The sequence below is a fragment of the Streptococcus infantis genome, assembly GCF_047465035.1.
Lineage (GTDB): Bacteria > Bacillota > Bacilli > Lactobacillales > Streptococcaceae > Streptococcus > Streptococcus infantis_T.
In genome coordinates, this window is record NZ_JASHAQ010000007.1 from 86590 (window position 1) to 112496 (window position 25907).

At 40.1% G+C, this 25907-nt stretch carries 26 protein-coding genes; 24 read left to right on the forward strand and 2 right to left on the reverse strand.

Annotated features, from left to right (window positions below; all coding sequences use genetic code 11):
- Positions 1–63: 63 nt before the first annotated feature.
- Together QM406_RS04795 and sstT are read right to left on the reverse strand one after the other, a co-directional pair.
- The gene (locus tag QM406_RS04795) at positions 64–1038 is read right to left on the reverse strand and encodes an aromatic acid exporter family protein (RefSeq protein ID WP_414273566.1); all 975 of its coding nucleotides are present in this window, start codon (positions 1036–1038) and stop codon (positions 64–66) included.
- A gap of 63 nt (positions 1039–1101) precedes the next feature.
- Positions 1102–2307: a serine/threonine transporter SstT gene (gene sstT, locus QM406_RS04800; RefSeq protein WP_414273567.1), complete on the reverse strand. Its 1206-nt coding sequence runs from the start codon at positions 2305–2307 to the stop codon at positions 1102–1104.
- A gap of 150 nt (positions 2308–2457) precedes the next feature.
- Here sstT and QM406_RS04805 point away from each other — a divergent pair, with 150 nt between their 5' ends.
- From QM406_RS04805 to QM406_RS04920, 24 genes are all read left to right on the forward strand, one after another.
- Entirely contained in the window at positions 2458–3024 is a 567-nt protein-coding gene (locus QM406_RS04805) for a mechanosensitive ion channel family protein (RefSeq protein ID WP_248035264.1), read from the forward strand.
- A gap of 51 nt (positions 3025–3075) precedes the next feature.
- Complete coding sequence (locus QM406_RS04810; protein ID WP_075231455.1) at positions 3076–3981, forward strand: magnesium transporter CorA family protein; 906 nt, start codon at positions 3076–3078, stop codon at positions 3979–3981.
- 16 nt (positions 3982–3997) lie between these two features.
- A complete protein-coding gene (locus QM406_RS04815; protein ID WP_248035262.1) occupies positions 3998–4525 on the forward strand; it encodes a YqeG family HAD IIIA-type phosphatase in 528 nt (175 codons plus the stop codon).
- A gap of 2 nt (positions 4526–4527) precedes the next feature.
- The gene (gene yqeH, locus QM406_RS04820) at positions 4528–5634 is read left to right on the forward strand and encodes a ribosome biogenesis GTPase YqeH (protein ID WP_414273568.1); all 1107 of its coding nucleotides are present in this window, start codon (positions 4528–4530) and stop codon (positions 5632–5634) included.
- 211 nt (positions 5635–5845) lie between these two features.
- Positions 5846–6157 (forward strand): ribosome assembly RNA-binding protein YhbY, encoded by a 312-nt coding sequence (gene yhbY, locus QM406_RS04825; protein ID WP_000060171.1) that lies wholly within the window; start codon positions 5846–5848, stop codon positions 6155–6157.
- A 51-nt stretch (positions 6158–6208) separates the two neighbouring features.
- The gene (locus QM406_RS04830; RefSeq protein WP_000963691.1) at positions 6209–6838 is read left to right on the forward strand and encodes a nicotinate-nucleotide adenylyltransferase; all 630 of its coding nucleotides are present in this window, start codon (positions 6209–6211) and stop codon (positions 6836–6838) included.
- A complete protein-coding gene (yqeK, locus tag QM406_RS04835) occupies positions 6838–7431 on the forward strand; it encodes a bis(5'-nucleosyl)-tetraphosphatase (symmetrical) YqeK (protein WP_414273569.1) in 594 nt (197 codons plus the stop codon). Before QM406_RS04830 ends, yqeK begins: the two co-directional genes overlap by 1 nt.
- Positions 7432–7932, forward strand: coding sequence for a cysteine hydrolase family protein (locus QM406_RS04840; protein WP_281335339.1), 501 nt, complete (start codon positions 7432–7434; stop codon positions 7930–7932).
- Positions 7933–7944: 12 nt separating this feature from the next.
- The gene (rsfS, locus tag QM406_RS04845; RefSeq protein ID WP_281335340.1) at positions 7945–8298 is read left to right on the forward strand and encodes a ribosome silencing factor; all 354 of its coding nucleotides are present in this window, start codon (positions 7945–7947) and stop codon (positions 8296–8298) included.
- Positions 8299–8408: 110 nt separating this feature from the next.
- Positions 8409–9149 (forward strand): class I SAM-dependent DNA methyltransferase, encoded by a 741-nt coding sequence (locus QM406_RS04850; RefSeq protein ID WP_281335341.1) that lies wholly within the window; start codon positions 8409–8411, stop codon positions 9147–9149.
- A gap of 9 nt (positions 9150–9158) precedes the next feature.
- The gene (locus QM406_RS04855; protein WP_371607616.1) at positions 9159–10256 is read left to right on the forward strand and encodes a nucleotidyltransferase; all 1098 of its coding nucleotides are present in this window, start codon (positions 9159–9161) and stop codon (positions 10254–10256) included.
- Between the two features lie 130 nt (positions 10257–10386).
- Complete coding sequence (locus tag QM406_RS04860) at positions 10387–10641, forward strand: type II toxin-antitoxin system Phd/YefM family antitoxin (RefSeq protein WP_371607615.1); 255 nt, start codon at positions 10387–10389, stop codon at positions 10639–10641.
- Positions 10642–10644: 3 nt separating this feature from the next.
- A complete protein-coding gene (locus QM406_RS04865; protein ID WP_371607614.1) occupies positions 10645–10899 on the forward strand; it encodes a Txe/YoeB family addiction module toxin in 255 nt (84 codons plus the stop codon).
- A gap of 338 nt (positions 10900–11237) precedes the next feature.
- On the forward strand, positions 11238–13985 hold the full coding sequence (locus QM406_RS04870; RefSeq protein ID WP_371607613.1) for an SIR2 family protein: 2748 nt from the start codon (positions 11238–11240) through the stop codon (positions 13983–13985).
- A gap of 342 nt (positions 13986–14327) precedes the next feature.
- Positions 14328–15941, forward strand: coding sequence for a ribonuclease Y (locus QM406_RS04875; protein WP_414273570.1), 1614 nt, complete (start codon positions 14328–14330; stop codon positions 15939–15941).
- A gap of 136 nt (positions 15942–16077) precedes the next feature.
- Positions 16078–16704 (forward strand): guanylate kinase, encoded by a 627-nt coding sequence (gmk, locus tag QM406_RS04880; protein ID WP_414270436.1) that lies wholly within the window; start codon positions 16078–16080, stop codon positions 16702–16704.
- A 24-nt stretch (positions 16705–16728) separates the two neighbouring features.
- Positions 16729–17043: a DNA-directed RNA polymerase subunit omega gene (gene rpoZ, locus QM406_RS04885; RefSeq protein ID WP_414273571.1), complete on the forward strand. Its 315-nt coding sequence runs from the start codon at positions 16729–16731 to the stop codon at positions 17041–17043.
- Positions 17044–17127: 84 nt separating this feature from the next.
- On the forward strand, positions 17128–19524 hold the full coding sequence (locus tag QM406_RS04890; RefSeq protein ID WP_414273572.1) for a primosomal protein N': 2397 nt from the start codon (positions 17128–17130) through the stop codon (positions 19522–19524).
- A gap of 12 nt (positions 19525–19536) precedes the next feature.
- Entirely contained in the window at positions 19537–20472 is a 936-nt protein-coding gene (gene fmt / locus QM406_RS04895; protein ID WP_414273573.1) for a methionyl-tRNA formyltransferase, read from the forward strand.
- On the forward strand, positions 20465–21778 hold the full coding sequence (gene rsmB / locus QM406_RS04900) for a 16S rRNA (cytosine(967)-C(5))-methyltransferase RsmB (protein WP_414273574.1): 1314 nt from the start codon (positions 20465–20467) through the stop codon (positions 21776–21778). The genes fmt and rsmB overlap by 8 nt, the downstream gene beginning before the upstream one ends.
- 15 nt (positions 21779–21793) lie before the next feature.
- Complete coding sequence (locus tag QM406_RS04905) at positions 21794–22534, forward strand: Stp1/IreP family PP2C-type Ser/Thr phosphatase (RefSeq protein ID WP_414273575.1); 741 nt, start codon at positions 21794–21796, stop codon at positions 22532–22534.
- Complete coding sequence (pknB, locus tag QM406_RS04910; RefSeq protein ID WP_414273576.1) at positions 22531–24414, forward strand: Stk1 family PASTA domain-containing Ser/Thr kinase; 1884 nt, start codon at positions 22531–22533, stop codon at positions 24412–24414. The genes QM406_RS04905 and pknB overlap by 4 nt, the downstream gene beginning before the upstream one ends.
- 88 nt (positions 24415–24502) lie before the next feature.
- Entirely contained in the window at positions 24503–25261 is a 759-nt protein-coding gene (locus QM406_RS04915) for a threonine/serine exporter family protein (RefSeq protein ID WP_414273577.1), read from the forward strand.
- A gap of 1 nt (position 25262) precedes the next feature.
- A complete protein-coding gene (locus tag QM406_RS04920; protein WP_414273578.1) occupies positions 25263–25712 on the forward strand; it encodes a threonine/serine exporter family protein in 450 nt (149 codons plus the stop codon).
- Positions 25713–25907: the final 195 nt, after the last annotated feature.

Sequence of the window (25907 nt, forward strand, 5' to 3'; positions counted from 1 at the left end):
TAGGTTCGAAACAGAAAAACACCTTTCGAATGGCAAGTTTTTGCTGATCGAAAGGTGTTTTGTTTATGATGATAGATTGCTTTTTTCTTCAGAATAGCGTTGATAGAAGTCAACTTTCAGTTGGATAAAGTTTTCCAATTCGCGCAGGAGTTGAAGTAAGGTTGCGCGTGTTTCAAATTCTTCCCTTGTTTTAGGGAGATTGCGATTGCGAAATACCTGCAGGTAGCTTTCAATATCATTTAATAAATCGTTGGCAGGATTGGTCTGGCTGAGTTGATCCGCAATTTTAGCAAATAGCTGGGCAAGGATTAGGCTTTCGCTTGCGGCTAGATTACAGGTGTTGATTTGCTGGGCCATATTACGAAGAATGCGACTCTGTCTCTGTCTCATTTCGAAATAGTGGATATGATAGTCGGTCTGATGAAAGAGGTGGTCAGAGTGATCAAGATAGACCAGTTTGAGAGCTTCTTCAAGAAGCTGATCCAGTTCTTCAACGAGTTGGGCACGGTTTCGGCCATCACCTTTTCCAAGATAATATTCAAAACGTTGTAAAATGTGTTTGAGTTTTTCTTCTACCTTGAGATGATAGAGATGTATTTCTTCTTGCCGAGAAGGCATGTAAAGATTGACAGTCAAGGCGAATCCCGTACCGATCAGAAATAGGAGGAGTTCATTCACTAGCAAATCAGGTGATGTAGACTTCTGAACCAAGAGATGACTGACTAGGACACTACTCGGGGTAATGCCAATCTCCCAGCCAAGTTTATAGGCCAGAGGGACATAGAGAGCCAAATAGAGACCAAAACTCCAGATATGGTAGCCAGTCAGGTGAAAGGAAAGGACACCAATGAAAAGAGCAAGAAGGGTAGAGAATAAACGATTACGAGCTAGTTTTATAGTGCTTCTACGAGTATCAGACAAGCTCAAAAGGGCAATGATACCAGCTGACACTGCTGAAGATAAATCGAGAAAGTAGGCTAGGACACAGGCCAAACAGGTTGCCAGAACGAGTTTAAAAGTACGTTGGGTGATAGACATGAGACATTTCCTAAACTGAATGATAGAAACCAGACAAAACAAGCCCCAAAAGGCTTGCCTTGATTATTTTTTGCGAACAGAAGCAAATTCGGCAACTGCTGTAAAGAGTACATCTGTTGAAGAGTTGAGGGCTGTTTCGCAAGAGTCTTGAATAACACCAATAACGAAACCAACACCCACAACCTGCATAGCAATATCGTTGGTAATCCCAAAGAGACTGCAGGCAACTGGGATAAGTAGGAGTGAACCTCCGGCGATTCCTGAAGCACCGCAGGCAGAGATGGCTGCAACGATACTGAGTACAAAGGCTGTTGCAAAATCAACTGAGATTCCAAGGGTATTGACAGCTGCTAGGGTTAAGATGTTGATGGTAACAGCAGCTCCAGCCATATTGATAGTTGAACCAAGTGGGATAGAGACAGAATAGGTATCTGGATTAAGCCCTAGATCCTCACAGAGTTTCATATTAACAGGGATATTAGCAGCTGAGCTTCGAGTGAAAAAGGCTGTGACTCCACTGATACGCAAACATTTCCAAACAAGTGGATAAGGATTTTTCTTGATAAAGAGAAAAGCAATCAGAGGATTGATCACTAGGGCAACGAAAACCATAGTGGCAATCAAAAGTCCGAGTAAGATTCCGTAATTTGCTAAACTCGCAATTCCTTGGCCAGAGATGGTTTCGAAGACTAATCCGAGGATACCAAATGGCGCAAGGTTAATGATCCATTCGACGATTTTTGAAGTCACACTGGCCATTGTTTTGAGTAGCTCCTTGCTATTTTTGCTAGCTTCACGCATGGCAACTCCAAAGACGATAGCCCAGGACAAAATTCCGATATAGTTAGCTCCGATGATGGCATTGACAGGATTGTCTACTATTTTTAGTAGGAGATTACTGAGTACTTGTCCGATGCCGTCTGGAGGAGTAACTTCTGTACTAGCACTACTCAAGACCATCTGAACAGGGAAGAGAAAGCTAGCCAAAACTGCTACAAGAGCCGCAGCAAAGGTCCCCAGCAAATAGAGGAAAATGACTTTTTTCATATTGCTATCTTGACCTTTCTGGTGTTGGGAAAGGGCGTTAGCGACTAAAGCAAAAACTAGGATAGGGGCGATGGCCTTTAGTCCTCCTACAAATAAATCTCCCAATAAACCGATGCCAGTTAGATTAGGAACGAGTAGACCCAGAATTGCTCCTAAGGTCATTCCGATTCCGATCCGTTTGATAAGATTTGTTTTGTTCCAAGCACGAATAATTCTTTTCATAAAGGTCTCCTTTTTGTGTATTGTTTATGATTATAGTATAAATATACTTGAAAAGCAAGTGTCTTATAGATTTTATTAGAATAAATGAATATTTATGAAAAGGATGGCGAGGAAGGATTTATGGTATAATGAATAGAAAAGGAGTTTTATATGCAAGAATTTTTTCAACGTTATCTGGATAAATTAGATGTAACAACTGTTTTAGAAAATCTCTTGACCAAGGTGATTTCTCTTCTACTTCTTATCCTTCTATTCTATATAGCTAAAAAGTTCCTCCATGTTGCTGTACGAAAGATTGTTAAACCTTCACTTAAATTTTCAAATCGAGATGCAGGTAGACAAAAGACCATTTCTCGTTTGCTTGAGAATATTTTTAACTACACACTTTATTTCTTCTTGATTTACTGTATCTTGTCTATCTTAGGGTTGCCTGTATCTAGCTTGCTTGCTGGGGCTGGGATTGCTGGAGTGGCTATCGGTATGGGGGCACAAGGCTTTCTATCAGATGTCATCAACGGCTTCTTTATTCTCTTTGAACGCCAGTTGGATGTCGGAGATGAAGTTGTTTTGACCAATGGCCCTATTACTGTATCGGGGAAAGTCGTTAGTGTTGGAATTCGGACAACTCAATTGCGAAGTGATGACCAAGCTCTTCATTTTGTTCCTAATAGGAATATCACCGTCGTTAGCAATTTTTCAAGAAAAGAAGAGAACTGAAATTTTACTTGATTTATGGTACAATAGAAAGAGTTTGGTGAAGGAGAAACGATGTTTTTAGATAAGCAGTTAGGAAATGGTTGTACCTGGATTAATCTAGATGTGGAAATCATCAAAAATCTTGAAGATTTATCTGAAATCTATGGATTGGATAAAGAAACCATCGAGTATGCGCTGGATAGAAACGAACGAGCCCACATGGATTATAACCGTGAAAATGGGACAGTGACCTTTATCTACAACGTTCTTGACTTAGAGAAGGACAAGGAATACTATGAAGCCATTCCCATGACCTTTATCGTTGAAAAACAACGAATGATTACCATCAGCAATCATAAGAACGCTTATGTCATTGATCAGATGCTAGGCTATCTTGAAAATCATGAAATCATTTCAATCTACAAGTTTCTATTTGCCGGTTTAGAGCTTATCAGCAATGCTTATTATCCCGTCATTGAACAGATGGATAAAAGTAAGGATGAAATCAGTGCCTTGTTACGTCAAACAACCACTAAAAAAAATCTCTTTGCCCTCTCTGACTTGGAAACTGGTATGGTTTACTTGACAGCTGCGGCTAAACAAAATCGCCTCCTCTTGGAACATATCCAAGGACACGCGCTTTATCGGAACTTTAACGAAGTGGAAAGAGAGCAGTTTGATGATGCTATGATTGAAGCTCATCAGTTGGTGTCCATGACAGATTTGATTTCTCAAGTCTTGCAACAACTCTCCGCTTCTTACAACAACATCCTAAACAATAACCTGAATGATAGTTTGACAACCTTGACCATTATCTCAGTTTTGCTAGCCATTCTTGCAGTCATTACAGGATTTTTCGGAATGAATGTCCCTCTGCCATTTACAGAAGAGCCCAATGCTTGGATTTATATCTTAATAGCAAGTTTGATTTTATGGGCAGCCTTATCTCAATGGCTGAAGAAAATTACTAGAAAATAAAAGAGAAGGAGACAGAATGGCGATTGAAAATTATATGCCAGATTTTGCCGTGGAAGCAGTTTATGATCTGACAGTTCAAAGCCTGCAAAAACAGGGAATCAAAGCTGTTTTGGTGGATTTGGACAATACCCTGATTGCTTGGAATAATCCAGATGGAACAGTAGAGATGAAGCAATGGTTGCATGATCTGCGTGATGCTGGCATACGGATCATTGTGGTATCTAACAATACTCCCAAACGTGTCAAACGAGCAGTTGAAAAATTTAATATTGACTATGTTTACTGGGCACTGAAGCCCTTTACTCTAGGAATTAACCGTGCCATGAAACATTTCCACTATGAAAAAGACCAAGTGGTCATGGTTGGCGACCAGCTAATGACGGATATTCGAGCAGCCCATCGAGCAGGTATTCGCTCGATTTTGGTTAAACCATTAGTTCAACACGACTCTATTAAGACTCAGATTAACCGAGCTCGTGAGCGTCGTATGATGAGAAAAATCGCTGAAAAGTACGGCCCTATTACTTATAAAAAAGGAATCTAACTATGGAAGAAATTCTCTGTATTGGTTGTGGAGCAACTATTCAGACTACAGATAAGACTGGGCTTGGTTTCACCCCCCAGTCGGCACTCGAAAAAGGTTTGGAAACTGGAGAAGTTTATTGCCAACGTTGTTTCCGTCTTCGTCATTATAATGAAATCACAGATGTGCAGTTGACGGATGATGATTTCCTAAAACTCTTGCACGAGGTTGGAGATAGCGATGCCTTGGTGGTCAATGTCATTGATATTTTTGACTTCAATGGCTCTGTTATCCCAGGTTTGCCACGCTTTGTGTCAGGTAATGATGTGCTTTTGGTTGGAAATAAAAAAGACATCCTACCTAAGTCAGTGAAACCTGGTAAGATTAGCCAGTGGCTGATGGAGCGTGCTCACGAAGAAGGCTTGCGTCCTGTTGATGTCGTCTTGACTTCAGCACAAAACAAGCATGCCATCAGAGAAGTAATCGATAAGATTGAGCACTACCGTAAGGGACGTGATGTCTATGTTGTTGGGGTGACCAATGTCGGGAAATCAACCCTTATCAATGCTATCATCCAGGAGATCACGGGTGACCAGAACGTCATCACAACTTCACGCTTCCCAGGAACAACCTTGGATAAGATTGAAATTCCACTCGATGATGGTTCTTATATCTACGATACGCCGGGGATTATCCACCGTCACCAGATGGCTCACTACTTGACTGCTAAAAATCTCAAGTATGTCAGTCCTAAAAAGGAAATCAAGCCAAAAACCTATCAGCTAAACCCTGAACAAACCCTATTTTTAGGTGGATTGGGACGCTTTGACTTTATTGCAGGAGAAAAGCAAGGTTTTACAGCCTTCTTTGACAATGAACTCAAGCTTCATCGTACCAAGCTAGAGGGAGCTAGTGTCTTTTACGACAAGCACCTTGGAACCCTCCTTACGCCACCAAATAGCAAGGAAAAAGAAGATTTTCGAAAACTAGTCCAACATGTATTTACCATCAAGGACAAGACAGACCTAGTCATCTCAGGACTAGGTTGGATTCGAGTGACAGGCACCGCCAAAGTCGCAGTCTGGGCACCAGAAGGCGTCGCCGTCGTCACAAGAAAAGCAATTATTTAAAATAAAATCACCGAGCGAACAAAGTGAGCTCATAAAAAGATAGTTATTGCCGTGGTGTGATTGCTAATCTTTAGATTGGCAAGGGGCACAATTGAGACCTAGGCTCAATTGTGAGGTCAGGAAATCCATTTTTCAAAGATGAAATCATTGAAAAATTAGTTCCGACCGTTCCCCACCACCTAAAATAACTATCAAAAAAGGAAGAAAGAATATGTCATTAACATCGAAACAACGTGCCTTCCTCAACAGCCAGGCACACACCCTCAAACCCATCATCCAAATCGGGAAAAATGGTCTCAACGACCAAATCAAAACCAGCGTTCGCCAAGCACTTGACGCGCGTGAATTGATCAAGGTTACTCTCTTGCAAAACACAGATGAGAATATCCACGAAGTAGCTGAAATCTTGGAAGAAGAAATCGGTGTGGACACAGTCCAAAAAATCGGACGCATCTTGATTTTGTATAAACAATCAAGCAAGAAAGAAAATCGTAAGATTTCTAAAAAAGTTAAAGAAATTTAAGAATGACACTCCCCAAAACTGTTTTTACAGAAAAGTAAAGGAGATTAACCTATGGCAATCGAATTATTAACTCCCTTTACAAAAGTGGAGTTAGAGCCAGAAATCAAGGATAAAAAACGCAAACAAGTCGGTATCTTGGGTGGAAATTTTAACCCTGTTCATAATGCACACCTGATCGTGGCAGACCAAGTGCGCCAGCAGTTGGGATTGGATCAGGTTCTGCTCATGCCCGAATATCAGCCCCCTCACGTAGACAAAAAGGAAACCATTCCTGAACACCACCGCCTCAAGATGTTAGAATTGGCGATTGATGGAATTGAAGGTCTAGCTATTGAGACCATTGAGCTAGAGCGTAAGGGTATTTCTTACACCTACGACACCATGAAGCTTCTAACAGAGAAGAATCCAGATACAGATTACTATTTCATTATCGGTGCAGATATGGTAGACTATCTGCCTAAGTGGTATAGAATTGATGAGTTGGTGGAACTAGTTCAGTTTGTAGGGGTTCAGCGTCCACGTTACAAGGCAGGGACTTCTTATCCAGTCATCTGGGTGGATGTGCCTCTTATGGATATTTCATCCAGCATGGTGCGTGATTTCATCGCCCAAGGACGCACACCTAACTTTCTCCTACCTAAGCCTGTACTAGACTATATTGAGAAAGAAGGGCTTTACTGATGGCATACCAAGACTATATCAACTGTTCGCGTAAAGAATTGTTGGAAAAAATGGCAGAGCTCCTACCTGAAAAACGTCTAACCCATTGTCTGGGTGTAGAGCGTGCAGCCATAGAATTGGCTCAGCGCTTTGGTGTGGATGTTGAAAAAGCAGGTCTAGCAGGGCTACTTCATGATTATGCTAAAAAGCTATCAGATCAAGAGTTTCTAGACTTGATTGACCGATATCAACTAGATCTAGACCTCAAAAACTGGGGCAATAATGTCTGGCATGGGATGGTAGGAATTTACAAGATTCAGGAAGATTTAGATTTGAAAGATCCTGAAATTCTGCGTGCAATAGAAATCCATACAGTTGGAGCGAGTCAGATGACGGATCTTGACAAAGTTATCTATGTTGCAGACTACATCGAGCACAATCGTGCCTTTCCAGGAGTAGATGAGGCGCGTGAAATTGCTGAACTATCACTAAATAAGGCAGTAGCTTACGAGACAGCTCATACCGTGGAGCATTTAGCTCATCAGGGATTCCCCATCTATCCCCAAACCCTTGAAACCTATAACGCCTTTGTGCACTATTTGAAAGAGGATTAAATGAAGACGGCTTTTATAATCATTGATGTTCAGAATATTTTAGTGGAAACTGGGTTTCAGACAAAAAGTCTATTGGAAAAAATTTCTTATTTACAAAACCAGGCTAGAAGCAAGAATATCGAAATTATTTATGTTCAACATATTGAGAACTCTGAAGCTCAAACATCAGAAGATTGGCAGTTATCTGAGTTTTTAAGTCGAAAACCTAATGAAAAGGTCTTTCAGAAGAAGTATAACAGTATTTTCAAAGAAACTGGTTTAAAAGAATACTTGGATAAACAGGGGATTGAAAAATTAGTTTTATGTGGTATGCAGACAGAATATTGTGTGGATACCTCTGTCAAGGTTGCCTTTGAATATGGCTATCAGCTTATTATTCCAGAAGGAACTTGCACAACGTTTGATGGCGATGACATTCCAGCAGAAACGATAAATGAATTTTATGAGGGCATTTGGGAGGAGCGCTTTGCAGATGTCCTAGATTACAAACATATTTTCTAGAAAGAGGACTAAATGAACGAAAAAGAATTACTAGAACTAGTCGTGAAAGCGGCTGATGAGAAACGTGCGGAGGATATCCTGGCACTTGATGTACAAGATTTGACTAGTGTGACTGACTACTTTGTCATCACTAGTTCTATGAATAGCCGTCAATTGGACGCTATCGCTGAAAATATCCGTGAAAAAGTAGCGGAAGCTGGCTTTAAAGGCAGCCATGTCGAAGGTGATGCAGCTGGAGGCTGGGTCTTGCTAGACCTCGGCAGTGTCGTTGTGCATATCTTTTCAGAAGAAATGCGTGCCCACTATAATCTAGAAAAACTTTGGCATGAGGCAGAGTCAGTAGACCTCTCAGAAACTCTGGCTTAGAAGATGAACTCAGTTGCAGTCAACTGGGTTTTATTTGCTTATTTTAGAAAAATTGATTGAAAGGTAAAGAGCGAGTGGTATTTGCCAGGGAAGCTCTTTGTAACTTAATTATGCCTACTTATGAAACCTTTGCGGCTGTTTACGATGCTGTGATGGACGATAGTTTATACGATAAATGGATGGATTTTTCCCTGCGTCATTTGCCAAAGACTAAGGAGAGAAAGAAACTCTTGGAGCTGGCTTGTGGTACAGGTATCCAGTCTGTGCGCTTTTCTCAGGCAGGTTTTGATGTAACTGGACTGGATTTGAGCGCAGACATGTTGAAGATTGCGGAGAAGAGAGCTACTTCAGCCAAGCAAAAGATTGATTTTATTGAAGGTAATATGTTGGATTTGTCCAAGGTAGGAACTTATGACTTTGTCACTTGTTATTCGGACTCTATCTGTTACATGCAGGATGAGGTGGAAGTAGGGGACGTCTTTAAAGAAGTCTATAATGCCCTCAATGAAGATGGTGTTTTTATCTTTGATGTGCATTCGATCTACCAGACTGATGAGGTTTTTCCAGGCTATTCTTACCATGAAAATGCAGAAGACTTTGCCATGCTTTGGGATACATACGAGGATGCTGCTCCTCACTCTATCGTGCATGAACTGACTTTCTTTATCAAGGAAGAAGACGGGTCCTTTAGTCGTCATGATGAGGTGCATGAGGAGCGTACATACGAGTTTTTGACCTATGATATTCTGCTGGAACAGGCAGGTTTCCAATCCTTCAAACTTTATGCTGACTTTGAGGATAAGGAGCCAACAGAAACTAGCACCCGTTGGTTTTTTGTCGCGCAGAAGTAGGAGAACATCATGACCATCACAGGTATTATCGCGGAGTTCAATCCTTTTCATAATGGCCACAAATACCTGCTAGAACAGGCGGAGGGCCTGAAAATTGTGGCCATGTCTGGAAATTTCATGCAACGTGGAGAGCCTGCTATTGTAGATAAGTGGACTCGGACCCAGATGGCACTGGAGAATGGGGCAGACTTGGTAATAGAATTGCCCTTTTTAGTCAGTGTTCAGGCAGCGGATTTCTTTGGACAAGGAGCTGTTGATATCTTGGCTCGCCTGGGGATTGATAGCCTAGCCTTTGGGACAGAAGAAGTTCTAGATTATCAGAAAATCGCTGACTTATATGCAGAGCGTGGTCAAGAGATGGAGAAATTTGTGGATAATTTACCTGATTCTCTTTCTTATCCCCAGAAAACCCAAGCTATGTGGAAGGAATTTGCAGGTCTTGATTTTTCTGGTGATACGCCCAATCATGTCCTTGCTCTTGCCTATGCTAAGGCGGTAGCAGGGCGAAACATCAGCCTTCATCCAATTCAACGTCAGGGAGCTGGTTACCATTCTGTGGACAAGGATGTAGACTTTGCCTCAGCGACAGCTCTTCGTCAGCACCAAAATGACCAAGATTTCTTAGAACGTTTTATGCCTTCTGTTGAAATCTTTAAAAATGCTGGTAAGGTGAGCTGGGATAACTATTTTCCCTTGCTCTGCTATCAAATTTTGTCAAATCCTGACCTAACTACTATTTATCAGGTTAATCAGGAAATGGCAGTGCGTATCAAGGATTCCATAAAGACAGCTCGGTCTGTGGAAGAGTTAGTCGAGATAGTTGCTACCAAACGGTACACCAAGGCACGTGTACGTCGTTTATTGACTTATATCTTGGTACAAGCCAGAGAATGTGCCTTGCCAGAAGCTATTCATATCCTTGGATTTACCGAAAAAGGCAGGCAACATCTCAAGTCTCTGAAAGAGCAGGTCAATCTAGTTAGTAGAATCGGCAAAGAGCCCTGGGATGCCATGACTCAAAAGGCGGACCAAATTTATCAGCTGGGACACCCAAGTATCGCAGAACAAAATTTTGGTCGAGTGCCAATCAGAATCGAATCAAACTAAGTCTACTGAAAGGTAGGCTTTTTTAGTTTTTTCGAATAAATAGATAGAAGCGGGAAAACTTGTACAAGTTCCTGACAATTTTTTTCTTTTCGTGTATAATAGTTGAAAAGAGGTAAAACGAGGTATGGTTATGGAAGCAGTTCTTTACTCAACATTCCGAAATCATTTAAAAGACTACATGAAGAAGGTAAACGATGAGTTTGAGCCTTTGGCAGTAGTCAATAAAAATCCAGATGAAGATATTGTAGTCCTATCAAAGAGCGAGTGGGATAGTATTCAAGAAACTTTGAGGATTGCTCAGAATAAGGAACTTTCTGACAAGGTCTTGCGAGGAATGTCCCAAGTTCGTGCAGGACGCACGCAGGTTCATGTGATTGAGGAGTGATGAATGCTACTCAAGTTTACAGAAGATGCCTGGGAGGATTATTGCTACTGGCAAACTCAAGACAAGAAAACGCTAAAAAGAATCAACAAACTAATCAAGGATATTCAACGTGATCCATTTACAGGAATTGGTAAACCAGAACCGCTCAAGTATGAGTACCAAGGAGCTTGGTCGCGTCGTATTGACGCAGAAAATCGCTTGATATATATGATGGATGGTGAAAGCATCGCTTTTTTATCCTTTAAAGATCATTATTAAGTCTACTGAAAGGTAGGCTTTTTTATTGTGGAAATTTTAGCTAGTAAGAAGATAAATCTTTTTGAGAAATGATAGAATTCCTAGATTAGAAAGACAGTGAAAAAATTTAGTATAATAACCAGGTTGTTTATCCTTGAATCCGCTTTATAACTCTTATTTTGTGGTATAATGAAGAGAATTGGTTATATTAAAAATCATAAATTGAATATAAAAGACAAATAAATTTTTATATTTATAAACCATGATAAACTTTTGTTTAAGATTATGTAATAAAAAAGAAGATTTATAAGCATAATTTGTATTTATGTAATACAAGCTAATGATAGGATGGTTAAAATATGGAAGAAAATTATAATTTATCTATAACTCAAATAAAGAATTCTATTAAAGAAAATTCCTTAGTTTTGTTTGTTGGTGCAGGAATATCAGCTAATTCTAATCTACCAACTTGGGGAGAATTGATTCAATCATTAAAAAAAGAATTGAACATACCAGAAGAAAAAACAGATAGTCCACTGAGAATTGCTCAGTATTATTATGATACCTTTGGGAAAAATCAGTACACAAAAAAGATAGAAGAAATTTTCTTTAAGAAGGGATTGAGTAAACCAAATGAGTTACATAAATTAATAGAAAAAATTGCACCAAAACATATTATTACGACAAACTATGATTCACTTCTGGAGAGTCAATTTGATAGTGGCTTGTTAAAGTACAATGTAGTCGCTGAGGATAAAGACATCCCTTATACGAGTTCGGAAAGATACTTGATTAAAATGCATGGTGACTTGAGTAAGAAAAATATTGTTTTGAAAGAAGATGATTATTTAGACTATCATTTGAACTTCCCAATGATTTCTACTTTAATCCAGTCATTGATAATGAATCATACTCTATTGTTTGTGGGGTATTCTCTAAGTGATTCGACTTTTAATTCAATTTTTAGAATGATTCAAAATACATTTAAATTGGATGCTAAAAATGCTTATTTTTATACTCCCGAGGAACCGTCTATGATCATCCGAGACTATTATAAGAAGCAAGGAATTATCATTATCTCTAATGAAGAGAATCCAGGTCAGGAGACATCCGAAAAACAGAACAAATTGTATTGCAGGACAAAAGATTTTTTAGAGGTTCTATCAGAAAACCGAAGTCAAGTTGTAAATAATGCTGATGATTTATGGAATCAACTGGCTTTTTTAGATAGACTTAGTTTTATTGATGCGAAAGATTTTTCTAGATATTCTGATTTAAAGAAAAGGGCTTTAAACTGGGATGATGAGTATTGCTGGTTTGGAAATAATCAATTAAGATTTGAAATTGATGGTCATGAAGAATTACGAAATATGGTATCTAAAAAATCTTTATTAAACCGCTTTCTAGATATGGAGATTGGTGAACCTAGAGATTTAAAGGGGAATCGATTCTTAAGTAAGGCTTTTAAGTTGTATGAAGAAAAACAATATTCTTTAGCAAAAGCAAAATTTAGAGAACTAGCTAATATAGCATTTCGTCAGAAAGACTATTTTAATTTCTTAGTTTGTGAATTTAATTTTCAGCAAATTCAAATAATTGATAGATACGAAAAAACACCTAGTTATGCAGAGCCAATTTATGATGGAGAATTAAGCGAATTAACAGAACAAATTATTAACTCGGTTACAGGAGATGAGAAAAAGATTATAGAATTTTTTAGAGATTCAATCCTTAATTTCAATTTTTTATATAGAAAATTAGAAACTATTAATGAATTATTTGATGAAATTCGTGAAGAGCATGAAAGCTATAGAAGAGGAGGATGGTCTGCTAATAATTATCTATTTAATGCGGAGTTTACAGTAAAAAATCTTTGTAACTTTTTAAAATTAAATTGTTTATGTGTTGAACATTATAAGATTTATAAATCAATCATTAATAGATATTTAGAAATATTATTACTCAGTTATGATAATTCATATGTAAACCCTGATTCAAGTATTTTCGATAGAACATCTTCTTGGCTTAAAAATCTTGATTTGGATGATGTTCAATTAATTCTTCCGAATATAGATTTTAAGGTTGTAAATTTATATTTTAGAAACTATTCATTTGGTAAAATAAAAGTTACTGAGGAAGCGAAAGACTATTTGTTGAATCGAATTACCCATCTTCAAGAAAGACTTGAAATTACTGAAGATGAAAATCTTCGAGAGCTTAAAAACATGCTAACTTTTCTTCCTCTTGTTGATGATATTGACATAGAAAAAGTAATAGAAATTTTAAATAATCAAATACTGTATTATAATTGGAGCGAGGAATTTAGGAGAATTATTAAAATTGTCCTCGATAATATGGATGCTATTGATAAAGATTCATTGAAATCTAAGATAATTGGGATTGTAAATAAACATTTAAATGAAATTTTGGAGAAAAATTTTTCTTTATATAATTCAGTGTATCCACTCTATTCACAGTTACTAGAATACTGCTCAACTGATCAGGAAACTGCAATAATAGTACTCGAAAAATTTAATACAGATATTTTAAGAATAAAATATAAAAATGATGATATAAAAAATATCATAGAATATTCTGACTTGATATGTCACTTATTTAAGTATTTTGAAGAGGATATTAAAGATGACATTCTAGATACTCTAAAAGTTTATGAAGAATCAGAAAACATTATTTACCATAAAGTAATTGATTTAATGAGTTATAATGTCTATGATTTTCCTCAGATACAAAATAAAATCTACCATTATTTGATTAAAAGAATTAATGATAAAAGAGTTGAGGGGGTTAAAACTTTCCCAGACCCAAGAGAAAAGTCTGTATCAGATTTATACAACTTAAGTAGAAAAGGATATTTTTCTGATTTTGAGATTTTAAAAGATATTGAAGAAGATATTCGAGGACTTTATCCTGAAGTAGATTGGACCTGGTTCCATGATAGAAGTGATGATGTTATCCATCGTCTACTAGAACATAGAACTCCCAATAATATTAAAACTTATTTTTCAAAAAATGAAGAAGATAATAAATTGATTAATGAGTATATTTTAAAAGCTCTCGATGAGGATAAACTAATACTTAAGAAATAAATTGATACAACTAAATAAAAAAGTTAATTTATGACAAATTTGATCTTGAAGATAAGCTGTAATTTCCTAAAGTGAATTTTCAAAGACTTGAAAGCAAAATGTTTGAATCTAGTGGAACACTATTTGGCACAACAATAGAAAATCCATAGCTATAGAGATTCGGTGGAACTTTTTGATAGCGATACTGAATTATCTCCTTAAAAACCAAGGAATTGTAATCCTAAAATACGCGCTAAATTCCCCAAAACATATTCTATTTAAGGTTTGTTAAAAATGATTTTTTATGGTAGAATGTATAAGAATGCATGTCATTCGGATAAACAAATAAATTGAGGTAAAAACATGGAAATTATGGCGATTGTTATAGTTGTTTTTGCCGTCATCATTGGTTTAGTCATTGGATATGTCAGCATCTCAGTCAAGATGAAATCATCACAAGAGGCTGCAGAGTTGATGCTTTTAAATGCTGAACAAGAAGCAACTAATTTACGAGGACAAGCTGAGCGTGAAGCGGATTTATTAATCAATGAAGCTAAAAGCGAAAGCAAATCCCTTAAAAAAGAAGCACTATTGGAGGCTAAAGAAGAAGCCAGAAAATACCGCGAAGAAGTGGACGCTGAATTTAAGTCGGAGCGTCAAGAACTCAAGCAAATCGAAAGTCGTTTGACGGAGAGAGCTACGAGCCTTGACCGTAAAGACGATAATTTGACGAACAAAGAAAAAACACTTGAACAAAAAGAACAAAGTATTTCTGATAGAGCAAAAAACCTTGATGTACGTGAAGAACAACTAGAAGAAATTGAGAATCAAAAGCAAGCTGAACTAGAACGTATCGGAACTCTGACTCAGTCGGAAGCAAAAGACATTATCTTGGCTCAGACAGAGGAAAACTTGACTAAGGAAATTGCTAGTCGTATTCGTGAGGCTGAGCAAGAAGTTAAGGAACGTTCAGATAAGCTGGCTAAGGATATCTTGGCTCAAGCCATGCAGAGAATTGCTGGTGAGTATGTGGCTGAGTCTACCAACTCTACGGTTCATCTGCCTGATGATACCATGAAAGGTCGCATCATTGGTCGTGAAGGTCGTAACATCCGTACTTTTGAAAGTTTGACTGGGGTTGATGTTATCATTGATGATACGCCAGAAGTGGTAACCTTGTCAGGTTTTGATCCTATCCGTCGCGAGATTGCCCGTATGACTATGGAAACCTTGCTTAAGGATGGACGTATTCACCCAGCTCGTATCGAAGAGTTGGTTGAGAAAAATCGTCAAGAGATTGATAACAAGATTCGTGAATATGGTGAAGCTGCAGCCTATGAAATTGGTGCACCGAACCTTCACCCTGACTTGATGAAGATCATGGGTCGCTTGCAGTTCCGTACGTCATACGGACAAAATGTCTTGCGGCACTCAATCGAAGTGGCTAAGTTAGCTGGTATCATGGCTAGCGAACTTGGTGAAAATGCAGCTCTTGCCCGTCGTGCAGGATTCCTTCACGATATTGGTAAAGCCATTGACCGAGAGGTAGAGGGTAGCCACGTTGAGATTGGTACTGAATTGGCTCGCAAGTACAAAGAGCATCCAGTTGTGATTAACACGATTGCTAGTCACCACGGAGATGTAGAACCTGAAAGTGTGATCGCAGTTATCGTTGCTGCGGCGGATGCCTTGAGTGCTGCCCGTCCAGGAGCTCGTAGTGAATCGCTTGAAAGCTACATCAAACGTCTCCATGATTTAGAGGAAATCGCGAATAGCTTTGAAGGTGTTCAAAATAGCTTTGCCCTTCAAGCCGGCCGTGAAATCCGTATCATGGTGAACCCAGGTCAAATCAAGGACGACAAGGTCACAATCTTGGCTCACAAAGTTCGTGAGAAAATTGAAAGTAATCTCGATTACCCAGGAAATATCAAGGTAACCGTGATTCGTGAACTTCGTGCCGTTGATTATGCAAAATAAATAAGAAAGAGCAGTTGAAAAATTACTGCTTTTTTGTTACACTAGATAGAAAGATTGTAGTAAGCAGAAATGCCTTCACAAAGAGAATTCTGAATGAATTTCCAAGGTATTTCACAAACTATCTAAAGGAGACATAATGGCAGACCGAGGCTTACTAATCGTTTTTTCAGGTCCTTCTGGAGTTGGGAAAGGAACGGTTAGACGAGAAATTTTTGAGTGTTCTGAAAATCAATTTCAATATTCTGTATCTATGACAACACGGGCACAACGTCCAGGTGAAGTAGATGGTGTTGATTATTTCTTCCGTACACGGGAGGAATTTGAAGAGTTGATCCGTCAAGGGCAGATGTTAGAGTATGCAGAGTATGTGGGTAACTACTATGGAACTCCTCTGACTTATGTTAATGAAACGCTTGATAAGGGAATCGATGTCTTTCTTGAAATTGAAGTGCAGGGAGCTCTCCAGGTTAAGAAAAAAGTTCCAGATGCGGTCTTTATCTTTTTAACACCACCAGATTTGGAAGAATTGCAAGACCGTCTCGTTGGCCGAGGTACAGATAGTGCAGAAGTGATTGCTCAGCGTATCGAAAAAGCCAAGGAAGAAATTGCTTTGATGCGTGAGTATGACTACGCTATTGTAAATGACCATGTTCCTCTAGCGGCCGAGCGTGTTAAACGTGTGATTGAAGCAGAACATTTCCGTGTAGACCGTGTCATCGGTCACTACCAGGATATGCTACCAAAGTCTCCGACTATTCGATAAAATTTAGAAAACAGGTACAAACAAATGATGTTAAAACCCTCTATTGATACCTTGCTTGACAAGGTACCATCAAAATATTCACTCGTCATCTTGGAAGCAAAGCGTGCTCATGAATTAGAAGCTGGAGCACCTGCTACTCAAGAATTTAAATCTGAAAAATCTACTCTTCGTGCCCTGGAAGAAATTGAATCTGGGAATGTAACCATCCACCCAGATCCAGAAGGAAAACGCGAAGCTGTTCGTCGTCGTATCGAAGAAGAAAGACGATTGAGAGAAGAAGAAGAAAAGAAAATTAAAGAGCAAATCGCGAAAGAAAAAGAAGAAGGTGAAAAAATTTAAGGTTGGGGGGACTCAATCTTATTTTTTCTATTGCAAGAATACTCAATCAATTAAAAGGATTTAAGAAGAGAAGGAGGTGAGGAAATGGCTATTGCAAAAATCATTGTGGATGTTCCCTTGATGCAGACAGATCAGCCCTATAGCTACAAAATTCCTGAGGAATTTGAAGGGATGTTGGAAGTTGGCATGCGAGTTCATGTACCCTTTGGAAAGGCCAATCGCTTGATTCAGGGAATTGTTCTTGGAATGGAGTCTCAATCTGATGCAGATGTGGCGGACGAGGACTTGAAAGAGATTGCTGAGGTGCTGGACTTTTCTCCAGTTTTAACAGAGGAACAACTCTGGCTAGCAGAGGAGTTACGTAAATCAGTCTTCTCCTACAAAATTTCCATTCTAAAAGCTATGCTCCCTGGATTTTTGAACTCTAGCTATGATAAGATCCTCTATCCTCTGGAAGGCTTAAGTCAAGAAGATAGAGAACGCTTATTCGGTTCACAGAAGTCTCTAGCATTTTCATCTCTAGACTTAGAAAAGCAGGCTGAGATGATGCGATTGACTCGAAAAGGGCTTTTAAAACTAGAGTACCAGGCTGTGGATCAGAAGAAGGTTAAGACGCAGTCTTGGGTTGAAGTTCATCTTGAACAGTTAGAAAAGCTAGAAATTTCAAATCGTGCCAAGAAGAAATTGGAACTGCGAGAATACTTATTAGTACATCCTGAAACAGTTCCTTTGGCTGATTTGTTAGAACATTACTCACGTGAACAAGTTAATTTCTTTGTGGAACATGGTGCTATCACCATCGTGCAAAAGGAAGTCCAACGTTCAGCGGCTTATTTTGAAGGCATTGAGGCTAGCCGATCCTTAGAGTTAAACCCAGAGCAAAAAGAAGCCTGTGAGGCAGTTGTTGGAGCGATTGGGAAGAAACACCCTCCCTTTCTCCTTCAAGGAATCACAGGGAGTGGGAAAACAGAGGTTTACTTGCAGATTATCCAAGGAGCCTTGGATATGGAAAAAACAGCGATTGTTCTAGTTCCAGAAATCTCTCTGACACCTCAAATGACGGAACGCTTTATTGCTCGTTTTGGCGATAAAGTAGCCATTCTCCACTCGGGTTTGTCCAATGGTGAAAAGTATGATGAATGGCGCAAGGTGGAGCGTGGAGATGCCCAGGTAGTCGTTGGAGCTCGGTCTGCTATTTTTGCCCCTTTGAAAAATCTAGGGGTAATCATTATCGATGAGGAGCACGAGGCCAGCTACAAGCAAGACAGTAATCCTCGTTATCATGCTAGAGATGTGGCTCTTTTACGAGCCCATTACAATCAAGCAGCTCTAGTCCTAGGTTCTGCGACACCGAGTCTAGAAAGTCGTGCGCGTGCTGGTAAGGGTGTCTATCAACATCTACGTCTAACTCAACGTGCCAATCCTTTAGCAAGTATTCCTCAAGTTCAACTGATTGACTTCCGTGATTATATCGGGCAGAATGAAACATCAAATTTTACACCACCACTGATTGAGGCCATTCAAGATCGATTGGATAAAAAAGAGCAGGTTGTTCTCATGCTCAATCGCCGTGGCTATTCTAGCTTTGTCATGTGTCGGGAATGTGGGACCGTGGATACCTGTCCCAACTGCGATATTTCTCTGACGCTGCACATGGATACCAAGACCATGAACTGTCATTATTGTGGTTTTTCCAAAGAAATTCCTCATGTCTGTCCAAACTGTCAGAGTCGCAGTATTCGTTACTATGGAACAGGAACTCAAAAGGCCTACGATGAGCTGGCTGAACTCTTTCCAGAGGCTCGCATTCTGCGAATGGATGTAGATACAACTCGTAAAAAAGGCAGTCACCAAGCTCTACTTGAACAATTTGGCAATGGTGAAGCGGACATATTGCTAGGAACCCAGATGATTGCCAAGGGCTTGGATTTTCCAAATGTGACCTTGGTTGGTGTTCTCAATGCGGATACAGCCTTGAATCTGCCTGATTTCCGTTCTTCTGAGAGAACCTTCCAACTCTTGACCCAGGTAGCTGGACGAGCAGGTCGAGCTGAGAAAGCAGGACAGGTCTTGATTCAGTCCTATAATCCTCAGCATTATGCCATTCGTTTTGCCAAGGATCAGGACTACGAAGGTTTCTATGCCTATGAAATGGGTATCAGACGTCAGTTGGGTTACCCGCCTTATTATTTCACTATTGGGATTACCTTGTCTCATAAAAAAGAGGAAGAGGTTCTGAGACGTGCTTATCAAGTCATGGGTATTTTGAGGTCTGGTTTGTCGGATGCTAGTAAAATCCTAGGACCGACCCCTAAACCGATTGCTCGTACGCATAACCTCTATCATTATCAGATTTTAATTAAATACCGTTTAGAAGATGAGCTTGGTCCAACCCTTAACCAGGTCTTGGCTTTGACACAAGAACGGGAAAATAGCGAACTTCGTCTCAGTATTGATCACGAACCGCAACAGTTTTTATAAGAAGGAGAAGATATGACAAAATTAATCTTTATGGGGACTCCCGATTTTTCAGCAACCGTTTTGAAGGGACTTTTGTCAGACGATCGCTATGAGATTCTAGCAGTTGTAACTCAGCCAGACCGTGCTGTCGGACGTAAAAAAGTTATCCAAGAAACCCCAGTGAAACAAGCTGCCAAAGAGGCAGGGCTTCCTATCTACCAACCCGAAAAATTATCAGGTAGTCCAGAAATGGAAGCTATCATGAATTTGGGTGCTGATGGGATTGTGACTGCAGCTTTTGGACAATTTCTCCCAAGTAAACTCCTTGATAGCATGGATTTTGCAGTCAATGTTCATGCTTCCCTCCTTCCTAAACACCGTGGTGGTGCTCCCATTCATTATGCCTTGATTCAGGGTGATGAGGAGGCAGGAGTAACCATTATGGAAATGGTTAAGGAAATGGATGCCGGAGATATGATTTCTCGTCGTAGCATTCCAATTACAGATGAGGACAATGTTGGAACCTTGTTTGAAAAATTGGCAATTGTTGGTCGTGATCTGCTTTTGGATACTTTGCCTGCATATATTGCTGGCGAGATTCAACCAGAACCACAAGATCCAAACCAGGTTACATTTTCGCCAAATATCAAACCTGAGGAGGAAAAACTGGACTGGAACAAGACCAACCGTCAACTTTTCAACCAAATCCGTGGGATGAATCCATGGCCAGTTGCTCATACCTTCCTCAAGGGAGAACGCTTTAAAATCTATGAAGCTCTGCCTGTAGAAGGGAAGGGTAATTCGGGGGAGATACTCTCCATCGGTAAGAAAGAAATGATCGTCGCAACAGCAGAAGGAGCTTTATCACTCAAGCAAGTCCAACCAGCAGGAAAACCTAAGATGGACATTGCTTCCTTCCTCAACGGTGTGGGACGAACTTTGGCAGTAGGAGAACGATTTGGTGACTAAAGTAGAAACGGCTAGAAGTTTAGCCCTAGAGGTATTGGAGGATGTCTTTATCCAACAAGCTTACTCCAATATCGCCTTAAATAAACACTTAAAAGCAAGTCAGCTATCTCTGACAGATAAGGGCTTGGTAACAGAGCTTGTGTATGGAACTGTAGCTCGAAAACTTACATTGGAGTGGTACCTGTCTCATTTTATCCAAGATAGAGACAAACTAGACAACTGGCTCTATGTTCTGCTTCTCATGAGCGTCTATCAACTCCAATATTTGGATAAGCTTCCTGATCATGCAGTGGTCAATGAAGCGGTGGAGATTGCCAAATCTCGTAAGAAGGGTAGTGAAAAACTGGTCAATGCTGTTCTGCGCCGTATCTTGCGAGAAGATTTGCCAGATATTGCCAGTATCAAACGTAAAAATAAGCGTGATTCTATTGCCTACTCCTTGCCAGTTTGGTTAGTTGCCAAGCTCAAGGAAGAGTATGGAGAAGAGCGAGCGCAAGCGATTTTTGAAAGTCTACTCAAGCGTAACAAAGCCAGTATCCGAGTAACCGACTTGAGTCGAAAAGAAGAAATTAAAAAAATGCTCGGTGCAAGTGATTCCATTTTGTCGGCCACAGGTTTGGTTAAAGAGCAGGGACATTTTGCTGGTCATGACTTGTTTGCTGAAGGGGCTATTGCTATCCAGGATGAGTCAAGTCAACTGGTTGCACCGACACTAGATCTACAAGGCGACGAGCAGGTTTTAGATGCTTGTGCAGCTCCTGGTGGGAAAACAGCCCATATGGCATCTTATTTGACGACAGGTCAGGTAACGGCTCTAGATCTCTATGATCATAAACTCAATTTGATTCAAGAAAATGCTCAGCGTTTAGGCGTAGCAGACCGTGTCCAAACGCAAAAATTGGATGCCAGAAAGGTGCATGAGTTTTTTGGCAAGGATCAATTTGATAAGATTTTAGTAGACGCTCCTTGTTCAGGGATTGGTCTATTGCGTCGAAAACCAGATATCAAATACAATAAAGAAACGGCAGATTTCGCGTCATTACAGGAAATTCAGCTGGAAATATTAGGTAGTGTTTGTCAAACACTACGAAAAGGTGGTATAATAACCTATAGTACCTGCACTATTGTCTCGGAAGAGAACTTTAAAGTGGTTCAAGCATTTTTAGAAAGTCATCCCGAGTTCGAGCAGGTTAAACTAGAACACGAATGCAAGGATATTCTAAAAGATGGCTGTATCCTTATTACTCCGGAATTATACGGAAGTGATGGATTCTTCATCAGCCAATTTCGTAAGATGTCCAATTAGGAAGGAACTGACACAATGGAGATTTCATTATTAACAGATGTGGGTCAGAAACGTACAAATAATCAAGACTATGTCAATCTTTTTGTCAACCGTGCCGGTCGCACGATGATCATCTTGGCTGATGGGATGGGAGGTCATCGCGCAGGAAATATTGCCAGTGAGATGGCAGTTACGGACTTAGGTGTTGCCTGGGTTGATACGCAGATCGACACCGTTAATGAAGTTCGCGAATGGTTTGCCCACCATCTAGAAGTTGAAAATCAAAAGATTTATCAACTAGGACGAGATGAAGCCTACAAGGGAATGGGGACAACCCTCGAAGCTCTTGCAGTTATCGGAAATCAGGCAATTTATGCCCATATCGGAGATTCTAGAATCGGTCTCATTCGAGGGGAAGAGTACCGTCAACTGACAAGTGATCATTCCTTGGTTAACGAATTGCTTAAGGCGGGTCAATTGACACCAGAAGAGGCAGAAGTGCATCCACAAAAAAATATTATCACCCAATCTATCGGACAAAAAGACGAAATTCAACCTGACTTAGGAATTGTCAGCTTGGAAGCAGGAGACTATCTCTTGCTCAATAGCGATGGTCTGACAAATATGATTTCAGCTAGTGAAATCTGTGATATTGTCACAAGTGATATCTCACTTGATGATAAAGCAGCCACTTTGGTACGCTTTGCCAACAATGCCGGAGGGCTTGATAATATTACAGTTGCCCTTGTTTCGATTAAGGAGGAGGCGGCAGAATGATCCAAATCGGCAAGATTTTTGCCGGGCGGTATCGGATTATCAAACAAATTGGTCGTGGAGGTATGGCAGATGTCTACCTGGCCAAGGATTTGATTTTAGACGGGGAAGAGGTAGCTGTTAAGGTCTTGAGGACTAACTACCAGACTGACCCGATTGCTGTTGCGCGTTTTCAGCGTGAAGCGCGTGCAATGGCTGACTTAGATCATCCCCATATCGTTCGGATAACGGATATCGGCGAAGAGGACGGTCAACAGTACCTAGCTATGGAATATGTAGCTGGTCTTGATCTCAAGCGCTATATCAAAGAACACTATCCCCTCTCAAATGAGGAAGCTGTCCGTATTATGGGACAGATTCTCTTAGCGATGCGCTTGGCGCACACTAAAGGTATTGTCCATCGTGACTTAAAGCCTCAAAATATTCTTTTAACTCCTGATGGAACGGCCAAGGTGACGGACTTTGGGATTGCTGTAGCCTTTGCAGAGACTAGTCTGACTCAGACCAACTCTATGCTGGGTTCTGTCCACTACTTGTCACCTGAGCAGGCTCGTGGCTCTAAGGCAACTGTCCAGAGTGACATCTATGCCATGGGGATTATTTTCTATGAGATGCTGACAGGGCATATCCCTTATGATGGCGATAGTGCAGTAACTATAGCCCTCCAGCATTTCCAAAAACCTCTCCCTTCGGTCATAGCTGAAAATCCATCTGTTCCCCAAGCTTTGGAGAATGTGGTCATCAAAGCAACTGCTAAAAAGCTTACGGATCGATACAAGTCGGTTTCAGAGATGTATGTTGATTTATCTAGCAGTCTATCTTATAACCGCAGAAATGAAGCCAAACGTGTTTTTGATGATGCTACTAAGGCAGACACAAAGACATTGCCAAAGGTTGCTCAGACAACCTTGACCTCTATTCCTAAGGTGCAACCACAGACAGATAGCCATCAGGCAACTAAAGCTAGCCCAGAAGCAAGTGCTAAAAAATCTGTGGAAAAACCAGTGAAAAAGCGTCGCTTTAAGGCGCGCTATCTAGTTCTTTTGGCGAGCTTCGTACTGGTTCTTGCTTCCCTTGTCTGGATTCTATCCAGAACACCAGCTACCATTGCTATTCCAGATGTAACAGGTCAAACAGTTGCTGAGGCCAAGGAAACCTTGAAGAAAGCAAACTTTGAAGTTGGTGATGAAAAGACTGAGGCTAGCGAAACAGTGGAGGTAGGTCGTGTCATTCGTACGGATCCAGATGCTGGCTCAGCTCGCAAAGAAGGGTCTAAAGTTAATCTAATCATATCTTCAGGTAAACAATCATTTAAGATTGGAAACTATATTGGACGCAAATCTACTGATGTTATTGCAGAATTGAAAGGGAAAAAAGTTCCTGAAAATCTGATTAAGATTGAAGAAGAAGAGTCCAGTGAATCAGAACCAGGTGTGATTTTAAAACAGAGCCTAGCAGAAGGTACAACCTATGATCTTAGCAAGGCAACTTCTATCGTTTTGACTGTTGCTAAAAAGGTGACAACCGTGACCATGCCAAGTTATATTGGCTCAAGTCTTGAATTTACAAAGAATAACTTAATTCAGATTGTTGGTGTCAAGGAAGCTAATATCGAAGTAGTAGAGGTTTCGACAGCACCTGAGGGCACTGCTGAAGGAACTGTTGTCGATCAAAGTCCAAAACTAGGTGCGAAAGTTGATCTAAGTACGACACGTATAAAGATCTCTATTTATAAACCAAAAACTCCACCATCATCTTCTTCTGTTCCATCTTCGAGCCAGCGTAACTCTAACAGGGCAGATAATACGGTGCCATCTCAAAGTTCATCGACTCCATCTTCGTCTACGCAAACTCATGCGGACGAACATAACACTGATAACTAAATAATCTTTGTCACAGTTTTTGTGGCAAAGATTTTTTTTCCTCCGAAATTATGATAAAATAAAATGGAGTTTGAAAAAGGAGGGAAACATGGAAGAATCAAAAAAACTGAATGCAGTTATTGATGTCATCATGCTGGCAGGAACGATTCTACTTCGTAATGGTTCTGAGATTTATCGTGTTGAAGATACCATGATTCGGATTGCTCATTCACAGGGTATTATGGATTGTAATGTTTTAGCCATGCCTGCCGCCATTTTTTTCTCCATTGAAAATACAAATATCTCTCGTATGAAGCGAGTGACCTCCTCTGCTTATAATATTGAGAAAGTGTGTGATGTCAACCAGATTTCACGCCAGATCGTATCAGGACAGCTTGATTTGGAAACAGCCTTTATCCAACTAAAGGAATTGAATGCTAAGACGTCTCCCTATACCAATGTTCAACTAACTGCTGCAGCGACCCTCAGTGCTCCTTTCTTTTCAATCATGTTTGGTGGGAATGTCTATGATGCCATCGGAGCAGGAGTGGCGACCTTATTTGCCTTTACTTGCTCTCTCTATGTAGAGAAGTTTATTCGTATTCCTTTTATGACAGCTTTTGCAGGTGCTCTTGTCTTTGGTTTGATTGCACAATTTTGGGCGCGCTATTCTGGTTTACCATCGACGGCGGATTTAGTGATTGCAGGTGCGGTTATGCCCTTTGTGCCTGGAATTGCCCTGACCAATGCTGTTCGAGATATTATGACCAACCATATCAACTCTGGTATGAGCAAGATGTTTGAATCCTTGCTGATTACCCTTGCCTTAGGGGCTGGAACATCAGTCGCCCTCGTACTCATGAACTAATATGACACTAACAACATTTTTATTTCAAGCTCTGGCAAGTTTGCTTGCTATCATCACTTTTTTAATCGTTTTAAATGTCCAACGTTCCATGCTTATTCCCGGCGGTATTTTGGGAATGTTCATCTGGCTACTTTATTTGCTCCTCAAGGAGCCGACGAATGTTATTATGGCGACCTTTATTGCGGCTGTGATTGGTTCTTGTCTTAGCCAGATTATGAGTATTATCTATAAAACACCAGCAGTTGTCTTTGCACTTGCTACCTTGGCGCCTCTAGTGCCAGGTTATCTGTCCTATCGGACAACTTCTTTCTTTGTGACAGGCGACTACAGCCATGCCATTTCTAGTGCCATGTTAGTCATGATGTTGGCTCTTGTTATCTCCATTGGAATGGCAAGTGGAACAGTTTTGTTGAAATTGTATCATTATCTCAAAAAGAATCGAGCTAGCTAAGACTCGATTTTTTGTAGCCCTAAAGTTCTGTTTGTTGGACTAGCCTAAAAATGAGATAAGATTTTGAAAGCTAAATTCGCAAACTAAGTTCCACCGCTATTAGAAGTGGAAGTTAATCTGATAAAAATCCTAAAAACCAGTGGAAATCCGTGTCAGGGTAAGTTCCACTGGTTTTAATAATGCTTGATTTCATCG

Bases quoted from the DNA above. Each gene is read 5' to 3' on its own strand.
- QM406_RS04795 (WP_414273566.1), bottom strand. From the start codon at position 1,038: ATGTCTATCACCCAACGTACTTTTAAACTCGTTCTGGCAACCTGTTTG.
- sstT (WP_414273567.1), bottom strand. From the start codon at position 2,307: ATGAAAAGAATTATTCGTGCTTGGAACAAAACAAATCTTATCAAACGG.
- QM406_RS04805 (WP_248035264.1), top strand. From the start codon at position 2,458: ATGCAAGAATTTTTTCAACGTTATCTGGATAAATTAGATGTAACAACT.
- QM406_RS04810 (WP_075231455.1), top strand. From the start codon at position 3,076: ATGTTTTTAGATAAGCAGTTAGGAAATGGTTGTACCTGGATTAATCTA.
- QM406_RS04815 (WP_248035262.1), top strand. From the start codon at position 3,998: ATGGCGATTGAAAATTATATGCCAGATTTTGCCGTGGAAGCAGTTTAT.
- yqeH (WP_414273568.1), top strand. From the start codon at position 4,528: ATGGAAGAAATTCTCTGTATTGGTTGTGGAGCAACTATTCAGACTACA.
- yhbY (WP_000060171.1), top strand. From the start codon at position 5,846: ATGTCATTAACATCGAAACAACGTGCCTTCCTCAACAGCCAGGCACAC.
- QM406_RS04830 (WP_000963691.1), top strand. From the start codon at position 6,209: ATGGCAATCGAATTATTAACTCCCTTTACAAAAGTGGAGTTAGAGCCA.
- yqeK (WP_414273569.1), top strand. From the start codon at position 6,838: ATGGCATACCAAGACTATATCAACTGTTCGCGTAAAGAATTGTTGGAA.
- QM406_RS04840 (WP_281335339.1), top strand. From the start codon at position 7,432: ATGAAGACGGCTTTTATAATCATTGATGTTCAGAATATTTTAGTGGAA.
- rsfS (WP_281335340.1), top strand. From the start codon at position 7,945: ATGAACGAAAAAGAATTACTAGAACTAGTCGTGAAAGCGGCTGATGAG.
- QM406_RS04850 (WP_281335341.1), top strand. From the start codon at position 8,409: ATGCCTACTTATGAAACCTTTGCGGCTGTTTACGATGCTGTGATGGAC.
- QM406_RS04855 (WP_371607616.1), top strand. From the start codon at position 9,159: ATGACCATCACAGGTATTATCGCGGAGTTCAATCCTTTTCATAATGGC.
- QM406_RS04860 (WP_371607615.1), top strand. From the start codon at position 10,387: ATGGAAGCAGTTCTTTACTCAACATTCCGAAATCATTTAAAAGACTAC.
- QM406_RS04865 (WP_371607614.1), top strand. From the start codon at position 10,645: ATGCTACTCAAGTTTACAGAAGATGCCTGGGAGGATTATTGCTACTGG.
- QM406_RS04870 (WP_371607613.1), top strand. From the start codon at position 11,238: ATGGAAGAAAATTATAATTTATCTATAACTCAAATAAAGAATTCTATT.
- QM406_RS04875 (WP_414273570.1), top strand. From the start codon at position 14,328: ATGGAAATTATGGCGATTGTTATAGTTGTTTTTGCCGTCATCATTGGT.
- gmk (WP_414270436.1), top strand. From the start codon at position 16,078: ATGGCAGACCGAGGCTTACTAATCGTTTTTTCAGGTCCTTCTGGAGTT.
- rpoZ (WP_414273571.1), top strand. From the start codon at position 16,729: ATGATGTTAAAACCCTCTATTGATACCTTGCTTGACAAGGTACCATCA.
- QM406_RS04890 (WP_414273572.1), top strand. From the start codon at position 17,128: ATGGCTATTGCAAAAATCATTGTGGATGTTCCCTTGATGCAGACAGAT.
- fmt (WP_414273573.1), top strand. From the start codon at position 19,537: ATGACAAAATTAATCTTTATGGGGACTCCCGATTTTTCAGCAACCGTT.
- QM406_RS04905 (WP_414273575.1), top strand. From the start codon at position 21,794: ATGGAGATTTCATTATTAACAGATGTGGGTCAGAAACGTACAAATAAT.
- pknB (WP_414273576.1), top strand. From the start codon at position 22,531: ATGATCCAAATCGGCAAGATTTTTGCCGGGCGGTATCGGATTATCAAA.
- QM406_RS04915 (WP_414273577.1), top strand. From the start codon at position 24,503: ATGGAAGAATCAAAAAAACTGAATGCAGTTATTGATGTCATCATGCTG.
- QM406_RS04920 (WP_414273578.1), top strand. From the start codon at position 25,263: ATGACACTAACAACATTTTTATTTCAAGCTCTGGCAAGTTTGCTTGCT.